Origin of the sequence: Flavobacterium sp. FlaQc-47, assembly GCF_044006475.1 — a bacterium.
GTDB lineage: Bacteria > Bacteroidota > Bacteroidia > Flavobacteriales > Flavobacteriaceae > Flavobacterium.
Genome location: NZ_JBIPCQ010000004.1, coordinates 213,133 through 237,951, shown reverse-complemented (window position 1 = coordinate 237,951; position 24,819 = coordinate 213,133). Strand labels below are relative to the sequence as shown.

The following is a 24,819-nucleotide window of genomic DNA, read 5'->3' as shown; positions in this document are numbered from 1 at the left end:
AAATTAAGGATGAAAAATAAAACATTTAATACCAAAGCTTTACTTGTTGCAACCTTTGTGTCGGCATTAACGATAGTATTGGTTTTTTACGGATCAAGACAATTGCAAAATTTCGATGCTGCGTTAGTCACCTATTTATTCGGAACGATATTCGCTTTCTTCGGAATTGTTTACAGATATTCAGTTTGGTTGCAGCGTCCGCCAACCTGGATGTATTTCAAACGAAGCATTAAATTTCTGTTTACGGGAAAAATTTTTTCTCATATGTGGTTTTTAGGCAAGGAATCTGTAGAAAATATCGTAGTTCAAAAATTTATCTATCCCAGAAGTAAATACCGCTGGGCAGCCCATTTTTGTATTGCTATAGGATGTTTGTCAGCATTTGCAATTACAATTCCGCTGACATTTGGATGGATCCATTTTACGCTGGCACCCAATTCCATATCAATTTATGAAGCTCATTTTTTTGGATTTAAAATGATGGATTTCCAAATAGGATCTGTATTGGCATTTTTAATTTTTCACGCTTTAAACTGGTCTTCATGGCTGGTAATATTCGGATCTGTTTATTATTTACGAAGACGATTGACAAATCCCGGTTTAATAGCAACCCAAACATTTGAAGGAGATCTACTGCCGCTGATCTTATTAATAGCAATATCAGTAACAGGATTGTGCCTTACTTATTCGTATCAGTTTATGAAAGGATTTGCGTATGATTTTCTTGCTGTAATTCATGCCGTAACAGTAATTATGTTTTTAATATGGATTCCGTTTGGGAAATTCTTCCACATCATACAGCGACCGGCACAAATTGGAGCACACATTTACAAAAAAGAAGGTAGTAAGGCCGGAATGGCAGTTTGTCCGCACACCGGAGAAGAATTTGCGACACAACTTCATATCAATGATTTAAAAATCGTAACCAAACAATTAGGTTTTGACTTTACCCATGAAGATGGAACGTCACACCTTGATTTAAGCCCCGAAGGGAAAAGATCCCGTTTGGCAAAAGCACATTTGAAAGCAAGACTTGAAAATGGCGGGAATTTATTTGGATAAAGAATATTGTTTCAGGTTTTTTTTGTTTCATGTTTCAGGTTCACACTTTGTGTAGACTTTAGTTTATACACAAGCATAATAACTTGAAACCTGAAACAAAGAAAACTGAAAACGAAATAAAACAAAAAAGAAACATGGCAAAATTACCCGTATCAACAGAAAAGATTATTGAAGATTTTGGACCGCATTTAAACTATGCCCCAAAAGATGGTTACGCAGGTAGAGATGAACCGGACGAAGTTGTAAAAACACATTGTTGTTTTTGCGGAATGCAATGTGGAATTCAATTGCTAGTCAAAGAAAATAAAGTAGTAGGTTTTGAACCCTGGATGGAATTTCCTTTTAATGAAGGACGTTTGTGTCCAAAAGGAGTACAGCGCTATTTACAAAATAATCATCCGGATCGGATTCTAAGTCCTTTAAAAAGAGTAGAAGGAAAAGGCTTTGAGAAAACGACCTGGGATGAAGCAATGGATAAAACCGTATCTGAAATTAAAAGAATTCAGGAGAAATATGGTAAACATGCTTTTTCAATGTTATCAGGAGTTTCACTAACAAATGAAAAAAGTTATCTCGTTGGAAAGTTCGCCCGTGTTGCATTAAAAACCAGAAATCTGGATTATAACGGAAGACTTTGTATGGTAAGTGCCGGAGCCGGAAATAAAAAAGCTTTTGGTTTAGATCGTGCATCAAACAATTATTCTGATTTAGAATATGCTGAGGTAATTATCGTGGCCGGAGCCAATATCAGTGAAACTTTCCCCACACTAACACACTGGATTTGGAAAGCAAGAGATCGCGGAGCCAAATTAATAGTGATCGATCCCAGAATGATTCCTTTAGCCAGAACTGCTGATGTTCATTTAGATGTAAAACCCGGAACAGATTCTGCTTTGTATGGTGCGATGCTAAAATATTTAGTCGATCATGATATGCTTGATCACGATTTTATTGACAATTATACATCAGGTTTTCAGGAAACAATCGATGCTGTTAAAGATTATACTTTAGAATGGGCAGAAGAAATTACAGGAATTGATAAATATAAAATACAAGAAGCCGCTGAATTATGGGGAAATGCCAAAACAAGTTTCCTGCTTCACGCACGCGGAATCGAACACCATTCAAAAGGAGTTGATAATGTTTTAGGCTGTATAAATCTCGTTTTGGCAACTGGAAGAATTGGCAGACCTTATTGTGGTTACGGAACAATTACCGGACAAGGAAACGGACAAGGAGGAAGAGAACACGGTCATAAATGCGATCAATTGCCGGGAAACAGAGATATTGAAAATCCGGAACATCGAAAATATATATCAGAAGTTTGGGGAATTGATGAAAAAGATATGCCCGGAAAAGGACTTACGGCTTATGAAATTATCGAAGCCATTCATAGCGGTGAAATCAAAGGATTAATTTCTATTTGTTTTAATCCGCTGGTTTCGTTGCCTAATAATAATTACGTAAGAGCTGCTCTTGAAAAATTAGAATTTTATGTTTGTATCGATTTCTTTTTGAATGAAACTGCCCGTCATGCGGATATTATTCTGGCAGGATCATTACAGGAAGAGGAAGAAGGAACTACAACATCTGCAGAAGGACGTGTTATTAGAATTCGTCAGGCTGTGACACCTCCGGGAGATGCCAGAACAGATACTTCAATATTTTTAGAACTAGCCAAAAGATTGGGTGAAGAAGATAAATTTACCTATGAAAATAGTGAAGCCATATTCAATGAATTACGTGTTGCCTCAAAAGGAGGAACAGCAGATTATTTTGGAATATCCTATAAAAAAGTAGAAGATAATATGGGCGTTTTCTGGCCTTGTCCTACAGACGATCATCCGGGAACCCCAAGATTATGGGAAGATAAAGTCTTTGCTACTCCGGATAAAAAAGCACATTTTAATCCAGCTCCTTACAGGGAACCAGGAGAAATTACAAACGATGAATACCCTATCACACTTACAACAGGTCGTGTAGTTTCCCAATATTTAAGCGGAACACAAACACGCCGAATTGGTAAATTGGTAGATCAGTTTCCGGAACCAATGTTGGAAATTCATCCTGAACTGGCTGCAAAATACGGTATAAAACAACGCGAATTAGTAAGAGTTGCCACCCGAAGGGGAGAAGGGATTTTTCCGGCAAATATTGTGGAAACAATTAGAAAAGATACCGTTTTTATACCCTATCACTGGCCGGGAGCCAAATCTGCAAATCAATTGACAACCGGTATTTTAGATCCTGTTTCAAAAATACCTGAATTTAAAGTATGCGCCTGTTTGCTAGATCCGCAAGGAGTAATTGCTCCGCCATCGACAGAATCTCAAGCTTATGCAAGTGTTTAATCTATAAAAAAATGACACGATGAATTTAACTAATTTCAATAAAAACGAAGAGTTTTTTGTAGATCTGCAACGCTGCATTGGCTGTAAAGCCTGTGAAATGGCTTGCGCCGAATGTGAAACAAACGGGCAGGAATCTCTAATAAGTGTGAATTACGTTGAACGTTCTTCAACGATTCAAACAACGGTGCAGGTTTGTATGCATTGTGAAGATCCGGTTTGTGCAAATGTTTGCCCTGCCGATGCAATTTCGCAAGACGAATTCGGAATTGTTCATACCGCAAATACAGAAAGATGTATCGGTTGTTCCAATTGCGTAATGGCTTGTCCGTTTGGGGTTCCTAAAAAGATGGAAGAATATGATTTGATGATGAAATGTACCATGTGTTATGACAGAACCAGCGTTGGTAAAAAACCAATGTGTGCAACGGTTTGCCCAAGTGGAGCTTTGTTTTACGGAACAAGAGCCGAAATCGAAGAAATGAGACCGAATAGTTCGCCAATCAATACATTTATTTTTGGTAAGGAAACAGTAAATACCAAAGTGAATATAATGATGCCAAAAGGAAGTAATGAATTAAAAATATATTAAATCTGTATCCATGTCAAAAGAAGATAATTTAAATGAAAACTGGAAAAAAGATTTCCCAATAAAAAAACAGGAATCCACTCAGGTGAGTCGTCGGGATTTTGCCAAGTTTCTGACTTTTGTATCCGGCGGATTAATGGTGGGCAGCGGATTTGTTGCTGCAAAAGCGTACTTATTACCAAAAGAAGGTGTACAAGGGGAACATTTTATATGCAATAAAAACGAAGTTCCGGTAGGAGGAACAAGAGGATTTGTAATTGAAGGGAGTACAATTCCGTATATATTAATTCATCTTGAAAGTGGCGATTTCAGGGCGTATGAGCAAAAATGCACACATCTTTCATGTTCAGTATTTTACAAACCCGGAACCGGAATTATTCATTGTCCGTGTCACGAAGGTTCATTTGACGCCATGACCGGAGATGTAATTGCAGGTCCGCCGCCAAGAGCATTACCGCAATTAGAAGTGTTTTTTAAAGATAATGCTGTTTACGTAAAAGCACTTGTAGCAAACAAAGACAGTTAGTTATAATCCTAAATAGAATCAATATGAGTACTTTTAGAAGAAGTCAGAATCGGGTTAATCCAAATAAACTTAACAATATACTTTCGACACTTATTTTTATTTTAATATTAAATGTAAGTATTCAAATCTGGTTATTATATGCGTCGCTAAATAATGCCTTAGATAATAATAAAGAGATATTATTACCTGCATTTATCGCTTCTGCAATTTTGTTTTTCATTGGATTTGCATGGTTGTATTATTTACCGTCGGGAAATTTTAAAAGGAAATAATTCATATAATCGTAACAAATTTAAATTCAAAAAGCTATTTATCGTTTTTTCCGGAAGTATATGAAGAATTAAGCCTAAATTTATATTCTTTAAATTTTTTAGATTATTAATGATTGAAACTAAGTAAAAGTACTTATATTTGTGATAAGTATTTTTGCTTAATAAAATAGCAAACCATGATCCAAGTCGAAGAAGCCTTATTGATTATTGCAGAGAACAGCACTAAGATGCCGGTTCAGAAAATTCAGGTGAATAAATCACTGGGCTATATTCTGGCAGAAACAGTTTATTCGCCAATTGCAATGCCGCCATTTCGTCAATCGGCGATGGATGGTTACGCTTTCATTCACAGCGAAAAACACCAATATGATATAGTAGGTATTTCACAAGCCGGAGATCATTCAAAAATCAAACTGAAAGAAAACGAAGCGGTTAGGATTTTTACAGGTGCTTTTGTTCCTCATAATGCTGATACTGTTGTCATGCAGGAACATGTAATGGCTACAGAAAATTCGATTTTGATTACCAGAATGCCGGAGCAATATGAAAATATTAGAAGCAAAGGAGAACAAATTGGCAAAGATGAAGTTGTTTTTAATGCCAATACTTTGATTACACCAGCGGCAATTGGTTTTTTAGTTTGTTTAGGAATTACTGAAATTTCAGTTTATAAAAAGCCAAAAGTGGCCATTTTAGTAACCGGTAATGAATTGGTAGAACCGGGTGAGGAATTACCAAAAGGAAAAATTTACGAAAGTAATTCGGTAATGTTACAGGCTGCGCTGCAAAATGTTGGAATAAAAAAAGCGAAAGTCTATAAAGTAAAAGATAGCCTTAAAGCGACTAAAAAAGCTTTGAAAGTAATTTTAAAAAAACACGATATTGTTTTAATCTCAGGCGGAATTTCTGTTGGAGATTATGATTTTGTAAAAGAGGCTTTAGTTCAAAATGATGTAACAGAACTCTTTTATAAACTCAACCAAAGACCTGGGAAACCAATGTTTTTTGGATCTAAAAATGAAACTTTAGTTTTTGCTTTGCCAGGAAATCCTGCTTCATCATTAACTAATTTTTACATTTATGTTTATCCGGCAATCAAAAACAGAATGGGATTTTCAGACATTCATTTGAAGAAATTGTTGCGAAAATTAAATGATGATATTACAAATACAACCGGAAAAACATTGTTTTTAAAAGCATTGTATGACGAAACACACGTTACAGTTTTAGACGGGCAAAGTTCAGCCATGTTAAATACTTTTGCAATTGCGAATAGTTTATTGGTTGTGCCACATGATATGGAGTCGATTAAAAAAGACGAATTGGTAACTTTGCTGCCGATAGATTAGATTTTTAGAGAAAAGATTAAAGAGGAAAGAGAATAGATTGAAGATTACAGAATAAAGATATAAAGATTATAGAGTAAAGATTATAGAAAGCAGTATGTAAATTTAAACACACAGCATAAACCTGAAACAAAGAAAACCTGAAACAAAAACCTGAAACAAAAAACTTGAAACCTGAAACAAAAATCTGAAATAAACGTATGAATTTATTGAGTTCCGAAAATATTGTCCTGTTTAGCTTTGCCTTAATTGTAATTGCTTTTTTATATTCTAGTGTTGGACATGGCGGGGCATCAGGTTACTTGGCATTGATGACAATTTTTGCTTTTCCGGTGGCGATTATGAAACCTTCGGCTTTGTTATTGAATTTGTTTGTTTCAAGTATTTCATTTTTCTTTTATTACAGAATGAATTATTTCAAACCAAAACTGTTTTATCCGTTTGCTATTGCCTCAGTTCCGGCAGCATTTATTGGAGGTTTTGTGACATTAGACAGTACAATTTATAAAATTGTTTTAGGAATTGTATTGGTTTTTGCAGCATTAAGATTATTTGGGATATTTAATTTTAAAGAAAAAGAAGCAGTTGAAATCAAATTACCTTTTGCATTAGCAATAGGATTTGTAATAGGTTTATTATCCGGTATGTTAGGTATTGGAGGCGGAATTATTTTAAGCCCTATTTTATTATTTTTAGGATGGGCAACAGTAAAAGAGTCAGCAGCAATTTCGAGTTTATTTATTTTCGTGAATTCATTTGCCGGAATGTTAGGATTTTTTTTAGGAGGAAAAACAATCCCAGTCGAAAGTTTTTATTTGGTTCCAATTGCAGTTATAGGAGGAGTTCTAGGTGGATTTTATGGCAGCGGCTATTTTTCTAACAGAACATTAAAAATGGTTTTGGGAGTTGTGATTTTAATGGCAAGTATAAAGTTGATTTTTCCGTAAAAAAAATAAGTAACAATGGTAAAGCCTGAATTTGAAACAAAAAAATTAACCGCAAAGTACGCAATGTTCTTTTGCCTAAGTAATTTATTGAAAATAGCAAAGTTCGCAAAGCTTTGTATTGATTCAGCTTTGCGAACTTTATTTTTAAACTCAGTAGAAAATAAAATCTTGGCGCTCTTTGCGGTAAAATTTTCATCATTTTAACCTGAAACAAAATTAGTCATGGAAACACTAACAGTATTTATTCTTTGTGGAGGAAAAAGTTCTCGAATGCATTCAGAGAAAGGATTAGTATTGTTTCAGGAAAAACCATTTATTGAACATATAATCAAAGCAATTTTGCCCATTACGGCAACAATAAAATTAATAACAAATAGCAAGGAATACGATTATCTGAGTTATCAAAAAATACCGGATATCATTACAGATAAAGGTCCGTTAGGCGGAATTTACACAGCTTTGACAAATTCTGAAACCGAATTTAATCTGATTTTAAGTTGTGATATTCCGTTAATTTCGACAGAATTATTATCGGAACTAATTTCAAAACATAATAAAGAAGCTGAAATTACTGTTTTTGCTTCTGAAAGTAGAATGCATCCTTTAATTGGGATTTATTCTAAAAAAGTATTAGCCGTTATCAAAAGCGCAATTGATAGCGATGATTTAAAAATGATGAATTTAATAGCGAAAGTTCCGCATCAAATCATCACGATTGACGAAAGCGAAAACTTTCATTTGACCAATATTAATTCGGTTGACGAATTAAATGACCTGAATATCAATTTAAGTTAAATACTATGCGAGATTTAAAAACACAAAAACTGACAATTGTAGGCGCAGGTCCCGGAGATGTTGAATTGATTACGTTAAAAGCAATTAAAGCCTTAGAAAATGCTGATGTTGTTTTGTATGACGCTTTGGTCAACGAAGAGTTGTTGCAATACGCGACAAAGGCAGAAATTGTTTTTGTAGGCAAACGTTTAGGCTGTCATGCTTACACACAAGATCAGATTAATGAATTGATTGTTTCAATGGCAAATCGTTACGGTCATGTGGTGCGGTTAAAAGGTGGTGATCCTTTTATTTTTGGAAGAGGAAGTGAAGAAATTGAGTATGTGGAAAGATTTGGAATTGCAACAGAAATTGTTCCGGGAATTTCATCTGCTTTAGGGGTTCCGGCTTCGGTGGGGATTAGTTTGACACAAAGACTAATAGCCGAAAGTTTTTGGGTTATTACAGGAACAACATCCAATCACGAACTGTCTAAAGATGTTAATTTAGCCTCAAAATCGAATGCAACGGTTGTTATTTTAATGGGAATGCATAAATTAGAGGAAATCATTTCGATTTACCAGGAAAATAGAACAGATGATTTACCAATAGCAATTATCCAAAACGGAACAAAAAATACGGAGCAAAAAGTTGTTGGAACAATAAGTACGATAAGTAAATTAGTATCAGAAAATAAAATTTCGTCACCGGCAATTATTGTTATTGGGGAAGTGGTTAAAAATACATCAAAATTGACTTCTTATTTTAAGGAACAAAAAGTTAAGAATTTATCCCGATAGCTATCGGATTCAGAATTTAAATTTAGAATAATGATTGAGATAAAATATTTTGGAGCAGTTGCGGAAAAGACAAAATGTGAGTTCGAAAAAGTATCTTTTTCTGAAATTTCCCTGCAGAAATTATTGCAGGATTTAGAAAACAAATACCAATTTGAATCATTATCGTTTAGTGTTGCAGTCAACCAGAAAATAGTCCCAAAAGCGACCGATTACACTTTACAAACAAGTGATATTGTGGCATTGCTACCGCCTTTTGCAGGAGGATAAAATTAGTTTTATGAATACAAAAGATCGCTATAACCGACAAATTATACTTCCTGAAATAGGAGATTCCGGTCAGGATAAATTCTCAAAAGCTAAAGTACTGGTTGTTGGAGCAGGAGGTTTAGGGGCATCAATATTGCCGTATTTAGCAGCAGCAGGTGTAGGCGAAATAGGAATTATGGATGATGATGTAATCGAGATTTCGAATTTACACCGTCAGGTGATTTATAAAAGTTCAGCTGTTGGAAAATACAAAGTGGATGAAGCTAAACTGATGCTAAATGAATTGAATCCAACGATTAAAGTCAATGCTATTGCCGAGAAATTATTTGGAAATAATGCCATTGAATTATTTGAAAAATATGATATTATTGTTGACGCAACGGATAATATTGCTATAAAATATCTTATAAATGATGTCTGTATTATAACCAATAAACCAATGGTGTACGGTTCTATTTTCAGGTTTCAGGGTCAGGTTTCGGTTTTTAATTATCAAAACGGACCAACTTACAGATGTTTATATCCGGATGAAAACACACAATCTTTAAATTGTGAAGATGCCGGAGTAATTGGGATTTCGGTTGGAATTATTGGAATGTTACAAGCCAATGAAGTCATTAAAATGATTTTGGAAACAGGACAGGTTTTAAATGGTAAAATTCTGGTTTATAATATTTTGAATAATGAACAGCAAAAGTATGATTTTGAAAAAAATGCGAATGTTGTAATCAATAAACAAACTTTTGAAGAAAAGTATACTATTATTGAAAATCTGGTTGAAGAAATTTTAGCCAAAGAAGTTCTGGATGAAATAAACAATAATGAGGTTCTTTTTTTAGATGTTAGAAATGAAGATGAAATTCCGAAAATTAATTTCAAAAATGGAAATCAGATTCCGTTAATGAATTTAAGAAGTGAAATAAAAAAACTAAATCCCAATCAAACTATTTATGTTTTCTGCCAATCCGGAATCAGAAGCAAAATAGCTGTTGAATTGCTTCAGAAACATCAATTTAAGAATATAAAAAGTATTGCCGGAGGAGCTTTGGCATTGAATAAATTATTAAAAGAAGAAAAAATAAAAGTATAGATCATTGTGCTGTTTGTCATTTCGAGGAACGAGAAATCACACAGGAAACTTACACGCAGTACGTCGCTCTCTGGATTTGATTTCTCGTTCCTCGAAATGACAAAGATTGCGCTGACAAATGCTATGTGGATTATTAATTCGCGAAAATTCGTGTAATTCGTGGCAAAAAAAACAAAAAAATGAGTAAAAATGTATTTGTAGAAGGACCAATTGCTCCCGCTTTTATCGCAGAGTCGATCGCTAAACATCAGTCGAAACATACGATTGGTGCGCATAATATTTTTCTGGGTCAGGTTCGTGCCGATGTTATTCATGATAATACGGTTGTAGCAATAGATTATTCGGCATATACCGATATGGCGAATGAAGCTTTGCACGCAATTCGGGAAAAAGCTTTTGCTAAATTCGACTTAACCTGCATGCATATTTACCACAGTTTGGGAGTTGTAAAAGCAGGCGAGATATGTTTGTTCGTATTTGTTTCGGCAACACGTCGCAAACAAGTTTATGAAGCCACGGAAGCCATTGTAAACTGGATTAAAACTGATGTGCCAATTTTTGGCAAGGAAATATTTGAAAACGATACATTCACCTGGAAACAAAATACCTAAAATGGTTGATATTACGCATAAAATAAGCACATTAAGAGCTGCAACAGCAACGGCAATTGTCAAAGTTAGTAAACAGGAAACAATTGATGCTGTGGTGAATAATCTGGTTCCAAAAGGGAATGTGTTTGAAATGGCTAAAACGGCTGGATTATTTGCGGTGAAAAATACGCATCTATCGATTCCGGATTGTCATCCCATTCCAATTGAATTCACATCGGTAGAATATAAGGTTGAGGGTTTAACGATCGAAATTATTTTCAATGTAAAGACCGTTTATAAAACAGGAGTTGAGGTCGAGGCAATGCACGGTGCATCAATTGTCGCATTAACAATGTATGATATGCTGAAGCCAATTGATAAAGAAATTGAAATTTCGACAATCAAATTAATCAATAAAGATGGTGGAAAATCATCTTTCAAAAATAAATTTTCGAATGTAATAAAAGCGGCCGTTTTTGTTTGTTCTGATTCGATTTTTGCCGGCGATAAAGAAGATCGTTCAGGAAAAATCATTGTGGAAAAATTAACTTCATACGGAGTCGAAACAGCACATTATGAAATTATTCCGGATGAAATTGATATTATCCAGGAACGAACAAAAGCTTTCGCGAAAGATCATCAGCTGGTAATTTTTACGGGTGGAACGGGATTGTCGCCGAGAGATGTAACACCCGAAGCATTATCGCCATTATTAGAAAGCAGAATACCGGGAATTGAAGAAGCGATTCGTGATTACGGACAACAACGAATGCCATATGCAATGTTATCAAGAACGGTTGCAGGAACATTAGGAAAAAGTTTGGTTTTGGCTTTGCCAGGATCAACAAACGGAGCAAGAGAATCTATGGATGCTGTTTTCCCGCATGTTATGCACGTTTTTCATATTTTAAAAGGAAAAAATCATGATACCCTCTAAAACCATTTTAACGGATGATTTTGGGCGAAAACACAATTATTTGCGTATTTCGTTACTGGAAAAATGCAATCTGCGCTGTACGTATTGCATGCCTGCCGACGGAATTGTTTTATCTCCAAAAGCCAGTTTAATGACGGCAGAAGAGATTTTTTCAATTGCTCAGACTTTCGTAGAAAATGGTGTGGATAAAATTAGATTAACGGGTGGTGAACCTCTGCTAAGAAAAGATTTTCCTGAAATTGTATCAAAATTAGGAACATTAGGAATTTCTCTTTCGATTACTACAAATGGTATTTTGATTGATCGCCATATTGATGTTTTACAACAAAACAAAATCAACAAAATTAATCTGAGTTTAGATACTTTAATTGCCTCTAAATTTCATTCTATTACGCTTCGTGATCAGTTTGAGAAAGTAATTAATAATTTGCATTTGCTTCTGAAACATGATTTTAAAGTAAAAATAAATGTGGTTTTGATGAAAGGTTTTAATGAAAATGAAATTATTGACTTTGTTAAACTAACTCAGTTTTTGCCTGTTTCGGTTCGTTTTATTGAGTTCATGCCTTTTGCCGGAAATGAATGGGACAGAAGTAAGATGGTTTCCCAAAACGAAATTTTATCTGAGCTTGAAAAGACCTTTTCATCTGAAGAAATTCAGAAACTGGAAGATGAAAAAAACTTCACTGCAAGAACTTATAAAATAAAAGGTTTTCAGGGAGATTTTGGAATCATAAGTTCGATTACAAATCCGTTTTGTGATGGCTGCAACAGAATCCGCCTGACGGCGAACGGAAAAATTAAAAATTGCCTTTTTTCTAACTCAGAAACTGATTTACTGACCGCTTTAAGAAATGGCGAATCAATTACGAATTTGATTTATGAATCTATTAAAAATAAAAAGAAGGTCAGAGCCGGAATGGTCACAATTGAAGAAATGGATGATCCGTTATTGCATTTTGACAATCGTAGTATGATTGCGATTGGGGGATAATCCTTTGAATTCTCTCATGATTTCATGTTTGTTATCTGACTGAGCGAAGTAGAAGCCTTTGAAAAATCTTGTAATTACAGCGACAATCTTTGCCAAAGTTTGAAATTTTGACAAAGATGATTGCCCACAATCTTGTAATTGCGAGGAACGAAGCAATCTCATTTGCTATGGTTAAATGCTTTTGGAGATGTGTAGTCGCTATGCGACAAATTCGCGGTATCCATTGTTTTTTTTTGCCGACATTTAACCTCTACGAGGTATGCCTACCAGGATTTATTATTAGTAAAAGTAGATGTTTTTTTTAACATTTAAATGTCTGCAAATACTCCGTTAGGAGTTAAATGTCGGTAGGAAAGAATATCAAACCAGCGTAAATATCCCGTAGGGATTACACAGAAGTTGTAGAATAATCTAGTGAGATTGCTTCGTTCGTCGCAATGACTAGGACGCATAAAAAAAGGTTCAACTATAAGTCAAACCTTTCTTTATTAATTATTTCTTCTTTTTAGCTTTTGCCTTTTTTTGAGACTTTGCTTTCTTTTTTGCTATTTTTTTAGCTTTCGCTTTATCCTTAGCTTTTTTTGCTTTTTCTTTTTTCTTAGCAGTAGCTTTTTGTTTTGCTTTTTTAGCTTTTTCTTTCTTTTTGTCTTTTTTAGCCTGATCTTTTTTCTTAGCTAATTTCTTTTTCTCTTTTTCCTTGTCTTTGTCTTTCACTTTTTTCTTCTTTTTATCTTTATTATTTATTTCTGTTATTCCAGTAGTATCCTTGGATTTACTTTTTAGTTTTTTTTCTTTTTTAGGCTCTCCTATAATTACTTTTGGAGTTGATATTTCTTCTGTTTTTTCGATAGCAGCCGGAGTTACTTTTCTTGCCGGAGCAGTTCTGGCTCCTTTGTCAGGAGTAGTAGCAGCACTTTTTACTGTAGTTGCAGCTGGAGTTTTTGTTGTTGATTTTGGCGGCACAGTTGTTACTGGCTTAACCGGAGCTTTACGAACTGGGGTTTTTAAAGGCGGTGTATTTACTTCTGTTTTATTTTCTGAAGCTGGCTGACTATTTTCAGGTGTTGTTGAATCGACTTTTGGGGTAATTTCTTCGTTGTTGTTTTCCATAATAATTGCGCTTTTGATAAGGATTTCGTTAACAATGTAACTAAATTGTTAATTAACAGTTAAGTAAAGATAACCATTAAACAAATCCGCCAATGTTAAGTTTTTCAATATAAATAAAAGTTAAGCTATTTATTTTTAGCGAATTAAGTTTTTAGTGAATTTTAAATACTAAAATCTCTTAACAATTATGCGGCGAAATACAGTAATTACCTGATAAAATGAAATGGTAAAAATGCTAATTTTAAAAAGATTTATTGAAAACTAATGTCCTAGCCCGGATCGAAGCGGCATCCTTTTGTTTTTTTCTTTAAAAAATAAAAGATAAAGCGGAGAGCCGGAAATAGCTCCTTAAAAAATCAATAAATTAATCCTTAATTAACGACAATTTCAAGAATCTTAAAGTTGTTTTTTGGTGCTTCGCATAGAGAACAACAATAACTTTCAGGTAAATTGGTGAATGAAATACCTTTTGGAATTCCCTGACTTTCATCTCCATATTCTGATTTGTAAAGCGTTAGGCATTCCTGACATTGGTAAATATTCAATTGCGGTTTTTCTTTTTTCTGAAGATCTTCTGTTGTTTCGGTAACAGAAGTTCCGATTTCATCGAAATATTTTCGGCTTAATTCAATTAGTATTGTGGGTAATTCGAGTTTATCAATATCTTGTGAATGCACAATATACTCGCGTGTATTAGGATCGAAATTCTTTGCAAACAAAATATTATAGGTATCCCTGATTTTAATAGAAGCCAAATCTTTGGGTAAATCATTTTTTTCGACTACAATCGAAGTAAAATAATGTCCATTGCGATTGTATTCAGATAAACCAAAAGTTAATCCGTAAGTACTGATGTCAAACTGATCAAGTGTTCGAACAAGATATGTTTTAAGATTTAGCGCCCAATCCATGGCTACAGGCAAATGCCAGTTTAGTTCTAATAGAGAATGGCGAACGTTGATTCCTCGTTTACCTAAAAACTTCTCCCATTCCAGTTTTCGATCTTTGGGGATTCCTTTTATAATAAAAGATTTCCATGGCGTAATACATATTTTTCCAATTTTACAGTCAAAACATAAATCGCATATTTCTTTTAGAAACTCTAAATCGTATAAATTATTTCTCCAGTATAAACCGAGCCAATATTGGTCAATTCCCATTCTATTCATGCCTTCGTAATACGGAAAAGGATAAAACGGAATATTCAATGGTTTATCAATTGTTCGATTATTGGTATCTAAAGTTTCGCTGACAAGCGCAAATATCACATCGATGCCAATAGATTCTTCTGTAGTTATCTTTTCAATTTCATAATAAAATTTAGCAATATCCCAGCTATAAATTAAAGCGGGATAAACTTCCATACGCTCCCAATTGGGCAAACGAATGTACAAATACCAGTAATCTTCGTGCTCCGAAGCGATAAAATTAAGATGTCCGGTAAACAGCGGAACCAATTGTTGCTTAGGATCAGTAATGTTTACTTTTAGTCTTGGCTGTTCTTTAAATTGTTCTAAAAGATATAAAAACTTATTGCCCGTAAGCCAATTGGTATTTCTGAAAATATCTGTAGCAATATAGGAGGAAACAATATTATTACCGCTTTTTTGTTCTGGAAAAACAAAATGATGTTTGCCTGTTATTTCTTTATCCAAAATTTGAAACCCTTTTGGGAAAATAATATCCTGTCTTGAACCAAAGGAAATAGAATCCAGACCCTGATCCATAGCCATATTTACAACTTCTTTCAATTCTCCCGGCGAAATAACGCCTCCTTTTACTATAAGTCTTGTTAGTTCCATTTTTTTATTTTGTTTCAGGTTTCATGTTTATTTTGTTTCAGGTTGTTGGATTGTGTTTATTTAACCGCAAAGTTTCAAAGGTTTTTCGCAAAGTTTTATATGCTGTATGTAAAGTTTGTTTTCTATCGAAAAAAGTCCACAAAGCTATGCGTCAAAATCTTCTCCCAAAGCTTTGCGAACTTTGACTACTTATTAAGCGTAATAATCTTTGCGAAACTTTGCGAAAAACCTTTGTGCACTCTGCGGTAAAATTTATGTTCATAGTAAAGTAACTTGAAACATGAAACAAAACAAACATGAAACAAAACAAACTTGAAACTATATTTTGCACTTTGCCAATATCTCTTTAACCTCTGTTTTGCAGCTTCCGCAGCCTAATCCTGCGCCGGTGTTTTTGCATAAATCAGTAAAATTATTTACACCGCTTTTAATGGTTTCTTCGAGGTTTCCGGCTCCAACCTGACTGCAGGAACACACTAATTTTCCTAGAACAGGTTTTGCTGTTGAACTTCCTCTTAGTAATAAATTTCGTTTGTCTGATAATTCGATTTTGCTTTCGATCATGGTTTTGAATTCGGCAAACTCATTTTTATCTCCCATTAAAATTGCTCCAACCAGGAGATCATCTTTTACAATGCATTTTTTGTAATATCTTTTTTTCAAATCTGCAAAAATGATTTCTTCATATGAATCGTCATTTTCAGGAATTTCAATATCGCCAATGCTGCACAAATTAATATCTTCAAGCTTTAGAATATTCATTAAAATAGAACCTTTGTAAAAACTGCTAATATCGCCCGCTAAAAAGTTAGCCAGAATATCAGCTTGTTCTTCGGCAGCAGAAGTGATTCCGAATAATTTATTATTGAATTCGGCGATTTCTCCAATGGCAAAAATATCTGGATTTGAAGTTTGTAAATACTGATTGACTTTTACGCCACGACCGCAGGCAAGTCCGCTTTCACGGGCAATTTCAATATTAGGAATTGTTCCAATTGTGTACACAATGGCATTTGCCATAATGATTCGGCCACTTTTTAAAGCAATTTCTATTTCGTGTGGATTATCTGTTTCAAAAACCGTACTGACTTCATTATCAAAATAAATCTGAATGTCCCGAAGCTGAACTTCCTCGGCCAGTAATTTACTTGAAATTCTATCCAATTGTCGTTCCATCAATCGGGAAGCTCTTTGAATAATGGTTGTTTTAACTTTTTTATGTTTTAAAGCCGCCGCTAATTCTAATCCTAATAATCCACCGCCAATAATAACAACATGTTGCTCTTCCGGAGGTAAATTTGTGCTGTCAAGATGCTTTTTTAAACGATCTGCATCTTCTTTTCGGCGTACTGTAAAACGACCGGGTAGATGAAGTTGCGCATTTTCAGGAACAAAAGGCCGACTTCCTGTCGCCATAATTAAAGAATCAAAATGATGAGTTTCGCCTAAATTATCCGTTATTGTTTTTTTATTAGAATCAATTTTAGTAATGGCGATGCCCGCTTTCATGGTAATTTTTAGCTTGTTTAAGGCCTCGCCATCTTTGACTTTTAGCAATTGTTCCCAGGTAAATTCTCCTGTCATATATTCCGGAAGTAATACACGATTGTAAAACGGATTCACTTCATTCGAAAAAACTATAATTTCATCTGTAGAATTGAACTCCCTGTAATTTTGAATGAATCGAAAAGCTGCTGCTCCTGCGCCAATGATTGCGATTTTCTGGAAAGGTTTTACATATTTACTAATATTAACCGTAGTGTATTTAAAATCAGGTTCTTTTGAAACGGGATCAACAACAGTATTGGTTAAATTATTGGTTCGGTTCAAATCATTTTCGAGTTGTTTTCCCCAGTGAATTGGCAGAAAAACTACTTTTTCTTTTATTGAATCTGTCACTTTTGCTTTTACCCGAACTTCCCCATTTTTACTCGCTACTACGACAATATCGCCATTTTTTATATCATTTTTGAAAGCATCAATTGGGTTGATTTCTAAAACCGGACTTGGTGTATGCGTCATTAATCGCGACACTTTTCCTGTTTTTGTCATTGTATGCCATTGGTCGCGAACTCTTCCTGTGGTTAAAATGAAAGGAAATTGAGGACTTGGTTGTTCCGAAGTATTTTCAATAGCTGTTGGCAAACTGAAAATCGCTTTTTGTGACGGCGTATAGAATTTTTTATCGGTAAAAAGGCGGGGAGTTCCCGGATGTCCGTAATCAGGAACGGGCCATTGAAAAGTTCCTTCGGTTTTTAGTCGGTGATAATTTAAGAATGAAATATCGATGTTTGTATTTTTTGTCAGCGCGCAATGTTCCTTGTAAATTTCTTCGGCACTATTGAAATTGAATCCGTTGAAATTCATTTTTTTAGCAAAGCGAATTAAAATTTCAATGTCTGAAAGTGCTTCACCGGGAGCATTTATTCCTTTAGGTAAATAAGAAATGCGGCGTTCTGAATTGGTCATGGTGCCTTCTTTTTCTAACCAACCGGCAGCAGGTAATAATAAATCGGCATATTTTGAGGTATTCGCATTGTGCGAAATATCCTGAACGACAACGAATTTGGCATTTTGTAAAGCTTTTTCAATTCGGCGTGAATCCGGTAAACTCACTAAAGGATTGGTACAGATAATCCAGACCGCTTTCATTTTACCTGATTCTAATGCATCAAACATTTCTGTCGCAGTTAATCCGGGCTTGTCTGAGATTTCATCAACGCCCCAAAAATCAGCCACTTCTTTTCGATGTTCCGGATTTGCAATGTCTTTGTGCGCCGCTAAAAGTGTTGCCATTCCGCCCACTTCTCTTCCGCCCATAGCATTGGGCTGTCCGGTTAACGAAAATGGTCCTGAACCTGGTTTCCCAATTTGTCCTGTTAACAAAGACAAATTTAGTAAAGCGGTGTTTTTATCTACGCCAACAGCACTTTGGTTCAATCCCATTGCCCAAAGCGAGATAAATCCTTTTGCTTTGCCAATAATATCTGCCGCAAGTTTGATATCGTTGACCGAAATTCCGCAAATCTTAGACGCTTTTTCTAACGAAGTACTTAAAACCAAGTCTTTGTATTGTTTGAAATTTTCGGCATGATTCTTTACAAAATCATGATCTACGTAGCCTTTTTCGATAATGCGTTTGGCAATTGCGTGATATAAAATAATATCTGATCCCGGAATAATTTGCAAATGCAAATCGGCGAAAGCAGCTGTATCTGTACGTCTTGGATCAATAACGATAATTTTTATTTTCGGGTTTTTCTCTTTGTGTTTTTCGATTCTTCTAAATAAAATCGGATGACACCAAGCCGGGTTTGCGCCTGTAATAAGGAAAGTATCTGCAAGTTCAATATCATCATAAGCAATTGGAACCGAATCTTCGCCGAAAGTTTTTTTGTAACCTACGACCGCAGAACTCATGCAAAGTCTGGAATTGGTATCGATATTATTGGTTTTCAAAAAACCTTTTACAAGTTTGTTTACCAGATAATATTCTTCGGTTAAGCATTGGCCCGAGATATAAAAGCCAACACTGTCTGGCCCGTGTTTTTTAATAATAGAAGTAAAAACTGCAGCAGCACGATCTAATGCTGTATCCCAACTTACGCGTTCCAGCGGATAGGATTTACTGCCTCGCATTTCCGGATATAAAATCCTGTCAGATGTATCGTTGACTACGTAGTGCAAATTCATTCCTTTAGAACATAACATTCCTTTATTGACAGGATGGTCTTTGTCGCCCGTTACCATAACGCCATTCTTAGCGTCTTTGGTTACGATTATACCACAGCCAACGCCACAATAGGAACACGTAGTTTTAATTTTGGAATTTTGCATCTACACTTTTTTTTAAGTACTACTAATCAATTCTGTTTCCAATCTAGATAATTCACTTATTCATCTAAAACAAAAATAAGTATTTATACGTAATAATACTTAATTTTTAAATTTATTTTTCTATTTTTGATCAAAATAAATGAGGAACAACAAATTAGTTTTTTAACTGCAAATAATTATAACTCATGAAAGAAGATCAGCCAATTTGTTATAGTTGTCTCAATGAAAATTGTTTTATCAAAAGACATTTACATTTAGAAAAGATGAAGCAATATGTTGTAAAAAAAGAGAGTTTTGTTTGCAAAAAATCCAATCAGTTTATTACCGAAGGAGATTCGATTCAGGGACTTTATTTTATTTGCAGCGGAAAAGTAAAAACAATAAAAACAGGAATTAACGGACGTGAACAAATTGTGCGGTTAACTAAAAACGGAGACACAATAGGTTTTCGCGGATTCGGGACCAGTAAAAAATACTTAATTAGTGCATCTGCATTAGAGGATACTGTTTTGTGTAATTTTAGCAATGCAACTATGTTTGAGATTTTGCACAATGTTCCTGAATTTACGTATGCATTAATGCTGTTTTATGCGGATGAATTGAATAAAAGTGAAAACAATATTAGAAAAATTGCTCACATGAATGTGCGGGAACGTGTGATAGATTTGCTATTGTACATTCATCGAAAATTTGGACAAATAAATGACTTAATAGATATTGAACTTTCAAGAAAGGAGATTGCAGATTTTGCAGGAACTACCGAAGAACAGGCAATTCGGGTTATTTCTAATCTTAAAAAAGAAATGCTGATAAAAACGGTTGGTAAAAAAATTGGGATACTGAATATGTCGGAATTACGTTCTGAAATTATGGAACATAAATATTTTTAAATTTCTAACACATAGAAGAATAGGTTTTTTTAATATGTTGAGGGAAATCTTAATTTTTAAAACATAGCTATGTGTGTTTTGTAAAAATGAAATGCCTTTTAAAGAAAGTTGAGCTATGTCTCTATGTGTTAAAATGATTGTAAGAATACTATATTTTTCTGCCCACAAATCGAATTACCGAGCCTTTTCCGTTATGGAACAAACCCTCGTTCAATTCAATTTCTTTTTCTTCTAATGTGATAATCTCATAATCTGGAAAATCAGATTGTATTTCTTCAATAGAAAAGAGGGATTCTATATCTTTTGGACCGCCAACTTTATCATTTATTGCCAGATATTCTAAATGCTTTTTGCTAAAGGCTTCAAAAATAATAATACCACCTTTGCGTAAATAAGTTGCTAAAGTTTTATGAATATCTGATTTAATTGCTGCCGGAAAATGGGCGTAAATCAAAGCAATGGCATCAAATTGTTCTGTTTGATAATCAAGCGTTTCTAATTCTCCAACCTGATAATCAATTGAAACGTTATTTGCTTCGGCAAGTTTAAGGGCTTTGTTTTTTCCTTCGGCACTAATATCAAAAGCAGCAACTTCCCAGCCTAATTTGGCGGCATAAACAGCATTTCGTCCTTCACCTTCAGCTGGAAATAAAATTGATCCGGGATTTAGTTTTTCTATCTGTTCTCTGAAATAATTGTTTGGGTCTTCGCCATAAGCAAATTCTTCTTTGCTGTAGCGATCATCCCATCTGTTTGTCCAGGCGTTGTTCATGATTTTGTTTGTATAATATAATTCTTGAAGAGAAAAAAACATTCTCTTTTTTAATCAAATATACCCAATTAGAAAATAAAAGTCTTCGCCATAAAACAAAAAAAAAAACACCCTTTTTTCTAAACAAAAAAAGGGTAAATTATAAATATATATTTTAGAAAAAATCTATTTCTTCCAGCTAAATATTCTTGGATTTACAGAAATCATTAACCACGCCCAATTGTTAGTGTGACCAGCATCTCCCGGAGCTTTGATGAATTCCATAGTTTTAGAACCAAACATTTGAGAGTAACCTCCGCTAACTACAATATCTTTTTTGAAATTATAGCCAAAAGTGGCATCGATTTCAGTTCCAAGATATGAATCCATTTTTTCATTTAAAGGAGTAACTACATCAGCAGCAGCTAAAAATACGTGAGGCATCAAAGCAAACTGCCATTTGTTAACGTTGTAATTTAATTTTAAAAAAGCATCTTGTAAACCAACGTTGTTTAGATGGCCTCCGCCTACATAAAAATAATCCATGTAACCATTAAAAGCATGATTTGTTCCAAATAAAGGATTGAATGATTTTACGACAGTACTTTTGTCATTTGAATCTTTTCCTGATAAAAATTCATACCCTAAGCCTGCTTTAAATGAATTTGTTATATTATATCCAAAATTTAATGCGGCATTCCATGCACTAACTTGTTTATTCGCGTTTTTCCCGGTTTGACCGTAAGCACTCAAGTTAGTGTCAATTTTATCGGTTTTATAGGTTAAGTAAGTTCCAAAAGTTTGCTTATAGTCAACTAATAATTTTGATTGTAGATTCGCATATTCATAACCGGTATTCAGTAATAATAAACTTGCGCCTACTTTGTCAAAAGTAGTATGATACCATGCATATTGCATTGCTTTATAATTGGCTACTGTATAAGGAGTTTGAAAAGTATTTTCAGCATCTGAGTTATAGGCAATTCCCAAATCTAATTGATGGTTTTCCGGATGAAAACTTACTGTTAACGCATCATGACTTTGTGCCTGCGTTCCCCAGTCTTGTTCACCCAAAATACGCTGATTATCGTATGAAAGTACCTGACGCCCCATTCTGGCACTCCATTTTTTTGTAAAATCATATTGTGCCCAGGCTTCAAAAACAGCAACTCCATTTTGATCTTTTGTCGCGGTAGGAATAACATCACCCCAGGTTCTTGTATTTTGTAACGTTAATTTGACAGTTAAATCTTCCTGTTTATAATTGAAATTTAATCGGGAACGTTGTGAGATTTGCGAAGTACTTTCTGTACCGTACGGAATAAGCGTCTTATATCCGTTTCTATATTCAAAACGCGGTCTAATTTGCAAATTAACATCTAATTCTTGTGCTTCAACGTGAGCAATTCCTCCTAAAAGTAATAAAGCAATTATTGTAATTTTTTTCATGATTGATTGTTTATTATGAGGCAAATGTAAACTATTGAAAATTTTTATTTTGTGATAAAAATCATACGAATTTAATATTTTTTTTTGGTTTTTGTGGACATTATTGTGTATCAATTAGTTTAGATAAATTAGGCTGCTTTTCGTTCATCATTTTTGTTATCGTGTAATGCATCCAAATCAAACAAATAATAGAAAAAACTAAAATAAAAATCCATGAACTAGACCAGATTCCTGTTGAAGTCAGCAAATATCCAAAAATTATCGGACCAAAAAAACCGCCTAATCCGCCAATCATTCCTACCATTCCGCCAACAACTCCAACTTCGGTAGGGAAATATTCTGGAATATGTTTGTAAACGGCTGCTTTTCCTATTCCCCAAGAGATTCCTATAAGGATGACCAATATAAGGAAAACCCACATATTAGCATCAAATTTAATAACTGTAATGCCTTTAGCAAGTAATTCTTTTTTCTTGACGGTCTGATTTTGCTGCACTACAACTTGCTGCCATGAAGTTTTAGTTGGAAAAATGGCATTTTCATTCTCATTTTCATTCTCATTTTCATTCTTTTGAGCTATTGCAAAATCTGTATTTCCAACTTTAATATTCTCGTTTGATACCGAAGTTACAGTTCCTTTTTTAGTGGCTAAAACACCTGGTCCGGTTGTTGTAATTTCCATTTTTGGAATCATTAACAACGCGCTTAAAACAACCGAAGAACTTAACACCCAGTACATCACTTTTCTTGCTCCAAATTTATCAGACAAATAACCTCCAAAAGCTCTGATAACTCCGGAAGGCAAACTAAAAAGTGTAGCAAATAATCCGCCCATTACTAAACTTGTTTGATAAACATTCATAAAATTGGGTAAAAGCCATTGTGAATAGGCTACAAAACAGCCAAAGACTAAAAAGTAATACGCTCCAAAACGCCAAACTCTGGCAGATTTTAATGATTGTAACATTTGAGAAACGGTTTTGGTATTGTTTTCCAGCTTTTTATTTGTAGCGAAAATTAAAAAGGCAATTCCAATAATTACTAAAGCCACAGCGTAAATGACAGGAAGTATTTTCCATCCATTTTGAGGATCTTCTGTTGAGAAATGATTTAGTAATGAAGGTGCTAAAAAAGTGGTTATTGCTGCACCCGCATTGCCCATTCCGAAAATTCCCAGAGCGCGTCCTTGCCATTCTTTTGGATACCAAATTGAAGTATAGCCAATTCCTACAGCAAAACTGGTACCTACCATTCCAAAAAAGAAACTTAATACTGCAAACATAAAAAAGCTATCGGCATACGGCAATAAAAATAGCGGAATAGAACTGAGCAGCAGTAAAAGTGAAAAAACATATTTACCTCCAAATTTATCTGTGAGAATACCTATTGGTAAACGCATTACAGAACCAGTCAGAATTGGGATACCAAGTAACCAACCCACCTGAACAACACTCCAGTGGAAGATTCCGTTATCGACTAAAAACGTGACTAAAACACCGTTCAATGTCCAGCAGGCAAAACACACTGTAAAAGCTAATGTGTTTAAAAATAAAATTTTGTGTGATTGTGATAATGGGTTTGTAGTTTTCATATTACTTTATTTTTTGATAAAAATAAGTACTATAACTTAGCTAAAAGATGCTAAAACGCAGTTTTTGAAAAAAAAATAAGTATTTATACGTAATTTATAATAGTGAAAATTCTGTGGCTTTGTTAGACAGTTCCATCAGGTTCTTTACTTTTAATTTTTTCATTAAATTGAAACGGTGAACTTCTGCTGTACGCTTACTTATTTCAAGGGCTTCAGCGATTTCTTTATTTCCTTTTCCGGATAATAAGAGCGTAAGGATTTCTTTTTCTCTTTTGGTAATCATCATTTCTTCGCCTAAATTTTGCTTAGGTTCAAATGAGTTTGATGAGTTGGTTAATTGACTTATTAGTATAGAAGAAATGTCTCCGCTAAAATACTTACCGCCCGCAGCTACGGTATGCAATGCTTTTAGAAATTCTTCTTTGCTTGAACCTTTTAATAAATAACCATCGGCTCCGGCTTTGATTGATTTCAAAACATACTCCTCAGATTCGTGCATCGAAAGCATGATGATTTTTACGTTATTATTTTCGCTTCTAAGTTTTTCTACCAGCTCAATGCCTGTTAAGTTAGGCATACGAATATCTGCTATAAGTAAATCAGGATTGCTTGATGCGATAACTTCAAGAGCATCGGCTCCATCAATAGCTTCGCCTACAACCTCGATGTTAGCCTCGTTTTCCAGTAAAGATTTAATTCCGTCTCTTACAAATACATGATCATCTGCCAGAACTACTCGAATGCTATTACTCATGGTTTACTTAATTTTAATGCTAATTTTTTACGTATATTCATCTATAAAGAAGATGCTAAGATACGTAATTTTTAGATTTTAAATTCCAAATTT

At 34.4% G+C, this 24,819-nt stretch carries 22 protein-coding genes; 15 read left to right on the top strand and 7 right to left on the bottom strand.

Going from position 1 to position 24,819, the window contains the following annotated elements; genetic code table 11:
• The first annotated feature begins 9 nt into the window (after positions 1–9).
• The 14 genes from ACHRVX_RS14275 to moaA all read left to right on the top strand — a co-directional run bounded on the left by ACHRVX_RS14275 (position 10) and on the right by moaA (position 12,542).
• A complete protein-coding gene (locus tag ACHRVX_RS14275) occupies positions 10–1,062 on the top strand; it encodes an MFS transporter (protein ID WP_395333316.1) in 1,053 nt (350 codons plus the stop codon).
• A 134-nt stretch (positions 1,063–1,196) separates the two neighbouring features.
• Positions 1,197–3,413, top strand: coding sequence for a molybdopterin oxidoreductase family protein (locus ACHRVX_RS14270; protein ID WP_395333314.1), 2,217 nt, complete (start codon positions 1,197–1,199; stop codon positions 3,411–3,413).
• 19 nt (positions 3,414–3,432) lie between these two features.
• Positions 3,433–4,002 carry a 4Fe-4S dicluster domain-containing protein gene (locus tag ACHRVX_RS14265; protein WP_395333312.1) on the top strand — a complete coding sequence of 190 codons (570 nt, stop codon included), beginning with the start codon at positions 3,433–3,435 and terminating at the stop codon, positions 4,000–4,002.
• A 10-nt stretch (positions 4,003–4,012) separates the two neighbouring features.
• Positions 4,013–4,525: a ubiquinol-cytochrome c reductase iron-sulfur subunit gene (locus ACHRVX_RS14260; protein ID WP_395333310.1), complete on the top strand. Its 513-nt coding sequence runs from the start codon at positions 4,013–4,015 to the stop codon at positions 4,523–4,525.
• 23 nt (positions 4,526–4,548) lie between these two features.
• A complete protein-coding gene (locus tag ACHRVX_RS14255; protein WP_395333308.1) occupies positions 4,549–4,797 on the top strand; it encodes a DUF6755 family protein in 249 nt (82 codons plus the stop codon).
• A 176-nt stretch (positions 4,798–4,973) separates the two neighbouring features.
• Complete coding sequence (gene glp, locus ACHRVX_RS14250) at positions 4,974–6,146, top strand: gephyrin-like molybdotransferase Glp (protein WP_395333306.1); 1,173 nt, start codon at positions 4,974–4,976, stop codon at positions 6,144–6,146.
• 197 nt (positions 6,147–6,343) lie between these two features.
• On the top strand, positions 6,344–7,090 hold the full coding sequence (locus ACHRVX_RS14245) for a sulfite exporter TauE/SafE family protein (RefSeq protein WP_395333304.1): 747 nt from the start codon (positions 6,344–6,346) through the stop codon (positions 7,088–7,090).
• Between the two features lie 222 nt (positions 7,091–7,312).
• On the top strand, positions 7,313–7,885 hold the full coding sequence (locus ACHRVX_RS14240; protein ID WP_395333302.1) for a molybdenum cofactor guanylyltransferase: 573 nt from the start codon (positions 7,313–7,315) through the stop codon (positions 7,883–7,885).
• Between the two features lie 5 nt (positions 7,886–7,890).
• Positions 7,891–8,664, top strand: coding sequence for a uroporphyrinogen-III C-methyltransferase (gene cobA / locus ACHRVX_RS14235; RefSeq protein WP_395333300.1), 774 nt, complete (start codon positions 7,891–7,893; stop codon positions 8,662–8,664).
• A gap of 30 nt (positions 8,665–8,694) precedes the next feature.
• The gene (locus ACHRVX_RS14230; protein ID WP_395333298.1) at positions 8,695–8,931 is read left to right on the top strand and encodes a MoaD/ThiS family protein; all 237 of its coding nucleotides are present in this window, start codon (positions 8,695–8,697) and stop codon (positions 8,929–8,931) included.
• A gap of 10 nt (positions 8,932–8,941) precedes the next feature.
• Positions 8,942–10,021: a molybdopterin-synthase adenylyltransferase MoeB gene (moeB, locus tag ACHRVX_RS14225; RefSeq protein WP_395333296.1), complete on the top strand. Its 1,080-nt coding sequence runs from the start codon at positions 8,942–8,944 to the stop codon at positions 10,019–10,021.
• 179 nt (positions 10,022–10,200) lie between these two features.
• Positions 10,201–10,632, top strand: coding sequence for a molybdenum cofactor biosynthesis protein MoaE (locus ACHRVX_RS14220; RefSeq protein WP_395333293.1), 432 nt, complete (start codon positions 10,201–10,203; stop codon positions 10,630–10,632).
• A gap of 1 nt (position 10,633) precedes the next feature.
• A complete protein-coding gene (moaCB, locus tag ACHRVX_RS14215) occupies positions 10,634–11,548 on the top strand; it encodes a bifunctional molybdenum cofactor biosynthesis protein MoaC/MoaB (protein ID WP_395333290.1) in 915 nt (304 codons plus the stop codon).
• Positions 11,535–12,542 (top strand): GTP 3',8-cyclase MoaA, encoded by a 1,008-nt coding sequence (gene moaA, locus ACHRVX_RS14210; RefSeq protein WP_395333288.1) that lies wholly within the window; start codon positions 11,535–11,537, stop codon positions 12,540–12,542. Before moaCB ends, moaA begins: the two co-directional genes overlap by 14 nt.
• A gap of 492 nt (positions 12,543–13,034) precedes the next feature.
• Here the strand turns inward: moaA and ACHRVX_RS14205 are convergent, their stop codons facing one another.
• The 3 genes from ACHRVX_RS14205 to ACHRVX_RS14195 all read right to left on the bottom strand — a co-directional run bounded on the left by ACHRVX_RS14205 (position 13,035) and on the right by ACHRVX_RS14195 (position 19,291).
• A complete protein-coding gene (locus tag ACHRVX_RS14205; RefSeq protein ID WP_395333286.1) occupies positions 13,035–13,652 on the bottom strand; it encodes a hypothetical protein in 618 nt (205 codons plus the stop codon).
• 371 nt (positions 13,653–14,023) lie between these two features.
• Positions 14,024–15,454: a rubredoxin gene (locus ACHRVX_RS14200; RefSeq protein WP_395333283.1), complete on the bottom strand. Its 1,431-nt coding sequence runs from the start codon at positions 15,452–15,454 to the stop codon at positions 14,024–14,026.
• Positions 15,455–15,772: 318 nt separating this feature from the next.
• Positions 15,773–19,291, bottom strand: coding sequence for a molybdopterin-dependent oxidoreductase (locus tag ACHRVX_RS14195; RefSeq protein ID WP_395333281.1), 3,519 nt, complete (start codon positions 19,289–19,291; stop codon positions 15,773–15,775).
• Positions 19,292–19,476: 185 nt separating this feature from the next.
• Between ACHRVX_RS14195 and ACHRVX_RS14190 the strand changes: the two genes are divergently transcribed.
• Complete coding sequence (locus ACHRVX_RS14190; protein WP_395333278.1) at positions 19,477–20,181, top strand: Crp/Fnr family transcriptional regulator; 705 nt, start codon at positions 19,477–19,479, stop codon at positions 20,179–20,181.
• 148 nt (positions 20,182–20,329) lie between these two features.
• Here the strand turns inward: ACHRVX_RS14190 and ACHRVX_RS14185 are convergent, their stop codons facing one another.
• The 4 genes from ACHRVX_RS14185 to ACHRVX_RS14170 form a co-directional block, all read right to left on the bottom strand.
• On the bottom strand, positions 20,330–20,953 hold the full coding sequence (locus ACHRVX_RS14185) for a class I SAM-dependent methyltransferase (RefSeq protein ID WP_395333276.1): 624 nt from the start codon (positions 20,951–20,953) through the stop codon (positions 20,330–20,332).
• Between the two features lie 165 nt (positions 20,954–21,118).
• On the bottom strand, positions 21,119–22,381 hold the full coding sequence (locus tag ACHRVX_RS14180) for an alginate export family protein (protein ID WP_395333274.1): 1,263 nt from the start codon (positions 22,379–22,381) through the stop codon (positions 21,119–21,121).
• Between the two features lie 100 nt (positions 22,382–22,481).
• Positions 22,482–23,972, bottom strand: a complete 1,491-nt coding sequence (locus tag ACHRVX_RS14175) for a nitrate/nitrite transporter (RefSeq protein ID WP_395333272.1) — start codon at positions 23,970–23,972, stop codon at positions 22,482–22,484.
• Between the two features lie 94 nt (positions 23,973–24,066).
• Positions 24,067–24,726: a response regulator gene (locus ACHRVX_RS14170; RefSeq protein ID WP_395333270.1), complete on the bottom strand. Its 660-nt coding sequence runs from the start codon at positions 24,724–24,726 to the stop codon at positions 24,067–24,069.
• Positions 24,727–24,819 lie beyond the last annotated feature (93 nt).

What these genes read in the sequence shown, in the direction of transcription:
- ACHRVX_RS14275 (WP_395333316.1), top strand. Translation starts at nt 10, where the DNA reads ATGAAAAATAAAACATTTAATACCAAAGCTTTACTTGTTGCAACCTTT.
- ACHRVX_RS14270 (WP_395333314.1), top strand. Translation starts at nt 1,197, where the DNA reads ATGGCAAAATTACCCGTATCAACAGAAAAGATTATTGAAGATTTTGGA.
- ACHRVX_RS14265 (WP_395333312.1), top strand. Translation starts at nt 3,433, where the DNA reads ATGAATTTAACTAATTTCAATAAAAACGAAGAGTTTTTTGTAGATCTG.
- ACHRVX_RS14260 (WP_395333310.1), top strand. Translation starts at nt 4,013, where the DNA reads ATGTCAAAAGAAGATAATTTAAATGAAAACTGGAAAAAAGATTTCCCA.
- ACHRVX_RS14255 (WP_395333308.1), top strand. Translation starts at nt 4,549, where the DNA reads ATGAGTACTTTTAGAAGAAGTCAGAATCGGGTTAATCCAAATAAACTT.
- glp (WP_395333306.1), top strand. Translation starts at nt 4,974, where the DNA reads ATGATCCAAGTCGAAGAAGCCTTATTGATTATTGCAGAGAACAGCACT.
- ACHRVX_RS14245 (WP_395333304.1), top strand. Translation starts at nt 6,344, where the DNA reads ATGAATTTATTGAGTTCCGAAAATATTGTCCTGTTTAGCTTTGCCTTA.
- ACHRVX_RS14240 (WP_395333302.1), top strand. Translation starts at nt 7,313, where the DNA reads ATGGAAACACTAACAGTATTTATTCTTTGTGGAGGAAAAAGTTCTCGA.
- cobA (WP_395333300.1), top strand. Translation starts at nt 7,891, where the DNA reads ATGCGAGATTTAAAAACACAAAAACTGACAATTGTAGGCGCAGGTCCC.
- ACHRVX_RS14230 (WP_395333298.1), top strand. Translation starts at nt 8,695, where the DNA reads ATGATTGAGATAAAATATTTTGGAGCAGTTGCGGAAAAGACAAAATGT.
- moeB (WP_395333296.1), top strand. Translation starts at nt 8,942, where the DNA reads ATGAATACAAAAGATCGCTATAACCGACAAATTATACTTCCTGAAATA.
- ACHRVX_RS14220 (WP_395333293.1), top strand. Translation starts at nt 10,201, where the DNA reads ATGAGTAAAAATGTATTTGTAGAAGGACCAATTGCTCCCGCTTTTATC.
- moaCB (WP_395333290.1), top strand. Translation starts at nt 10,634, where the DNA reads ATGGTTGATATTACGCATAAAATAAGCACATTAAGAGCTGCAACAGCA.
- moaA (WP_395333288.1), top strand. Translation starts at nt 11,535, where the DNA reads ATGATACCCTCTAAAACCATTTTAACGGATGATTTTGGGCGAAAACAC.
- ACHRVX_RS14205 (WP_395333286.1), bottom strand. Translation starts at nt 13,652, where the DNA reads ATGGAAAACAACAACGAAGAAATTACCCCAAAAGTCGATTCAACAACA.
- ACHRVX_RS14200 (WP_395333283.1), bottom strand. Translation starts at nt 15,454, where the DNA reads ATGGAACTAACAAGACTTATAGTAAAAGGAGGCGTTATTTCGCCGGGA.
- ACHRVX_RS14195 (WP_395333281.1), bottom strand. Translation starts at nt 19,291, where the DNA reads ATGCAAAATTCCAAAATTAAAACTACGTGTTCCTATTGTGGCGTTGGC.
- ACHRVX_RS14190 (WP_395333278.1), top strand. Translation starts at nt 19,477, where the DNA reads ATGAAAGAAGATCAGCCAATTTGTTATAGTTGTCTCAATGAAAATTGT.
- ACHRVX_RS14185 (WP_395333276.1), bottom strand. Translation starts at nt 20,953, where the DNA reads ATGAACAACGCCTGGACAAACAGATGGGATGATCGCTACAGCAAAGAA.
- ACHRVX_RS14180 (WP_395333274.1), bottom strand. Translation starts at nt 22,381, where the DNA reads ATGAAAAAAATTACAATAATTGCTTTATTACTTTTAGGAGGAATTGCT.
- ACHRVX_RS14175 (WP_395333272.1), bottom strand. Translation starts at nt 23,972, where the DNA reads ATGAAAACTACAAACCCATTATCACAATCACACAAAATTTTATTTTTA.
- ACHRVX_RS14170 (WP_395333270.1), bottom strand. Translation starts at nt 24,726, where the DNA reads ATGAGTAATAGCATTCGAGTAGTTCTGGCAGATGATCATGTATTTGTA.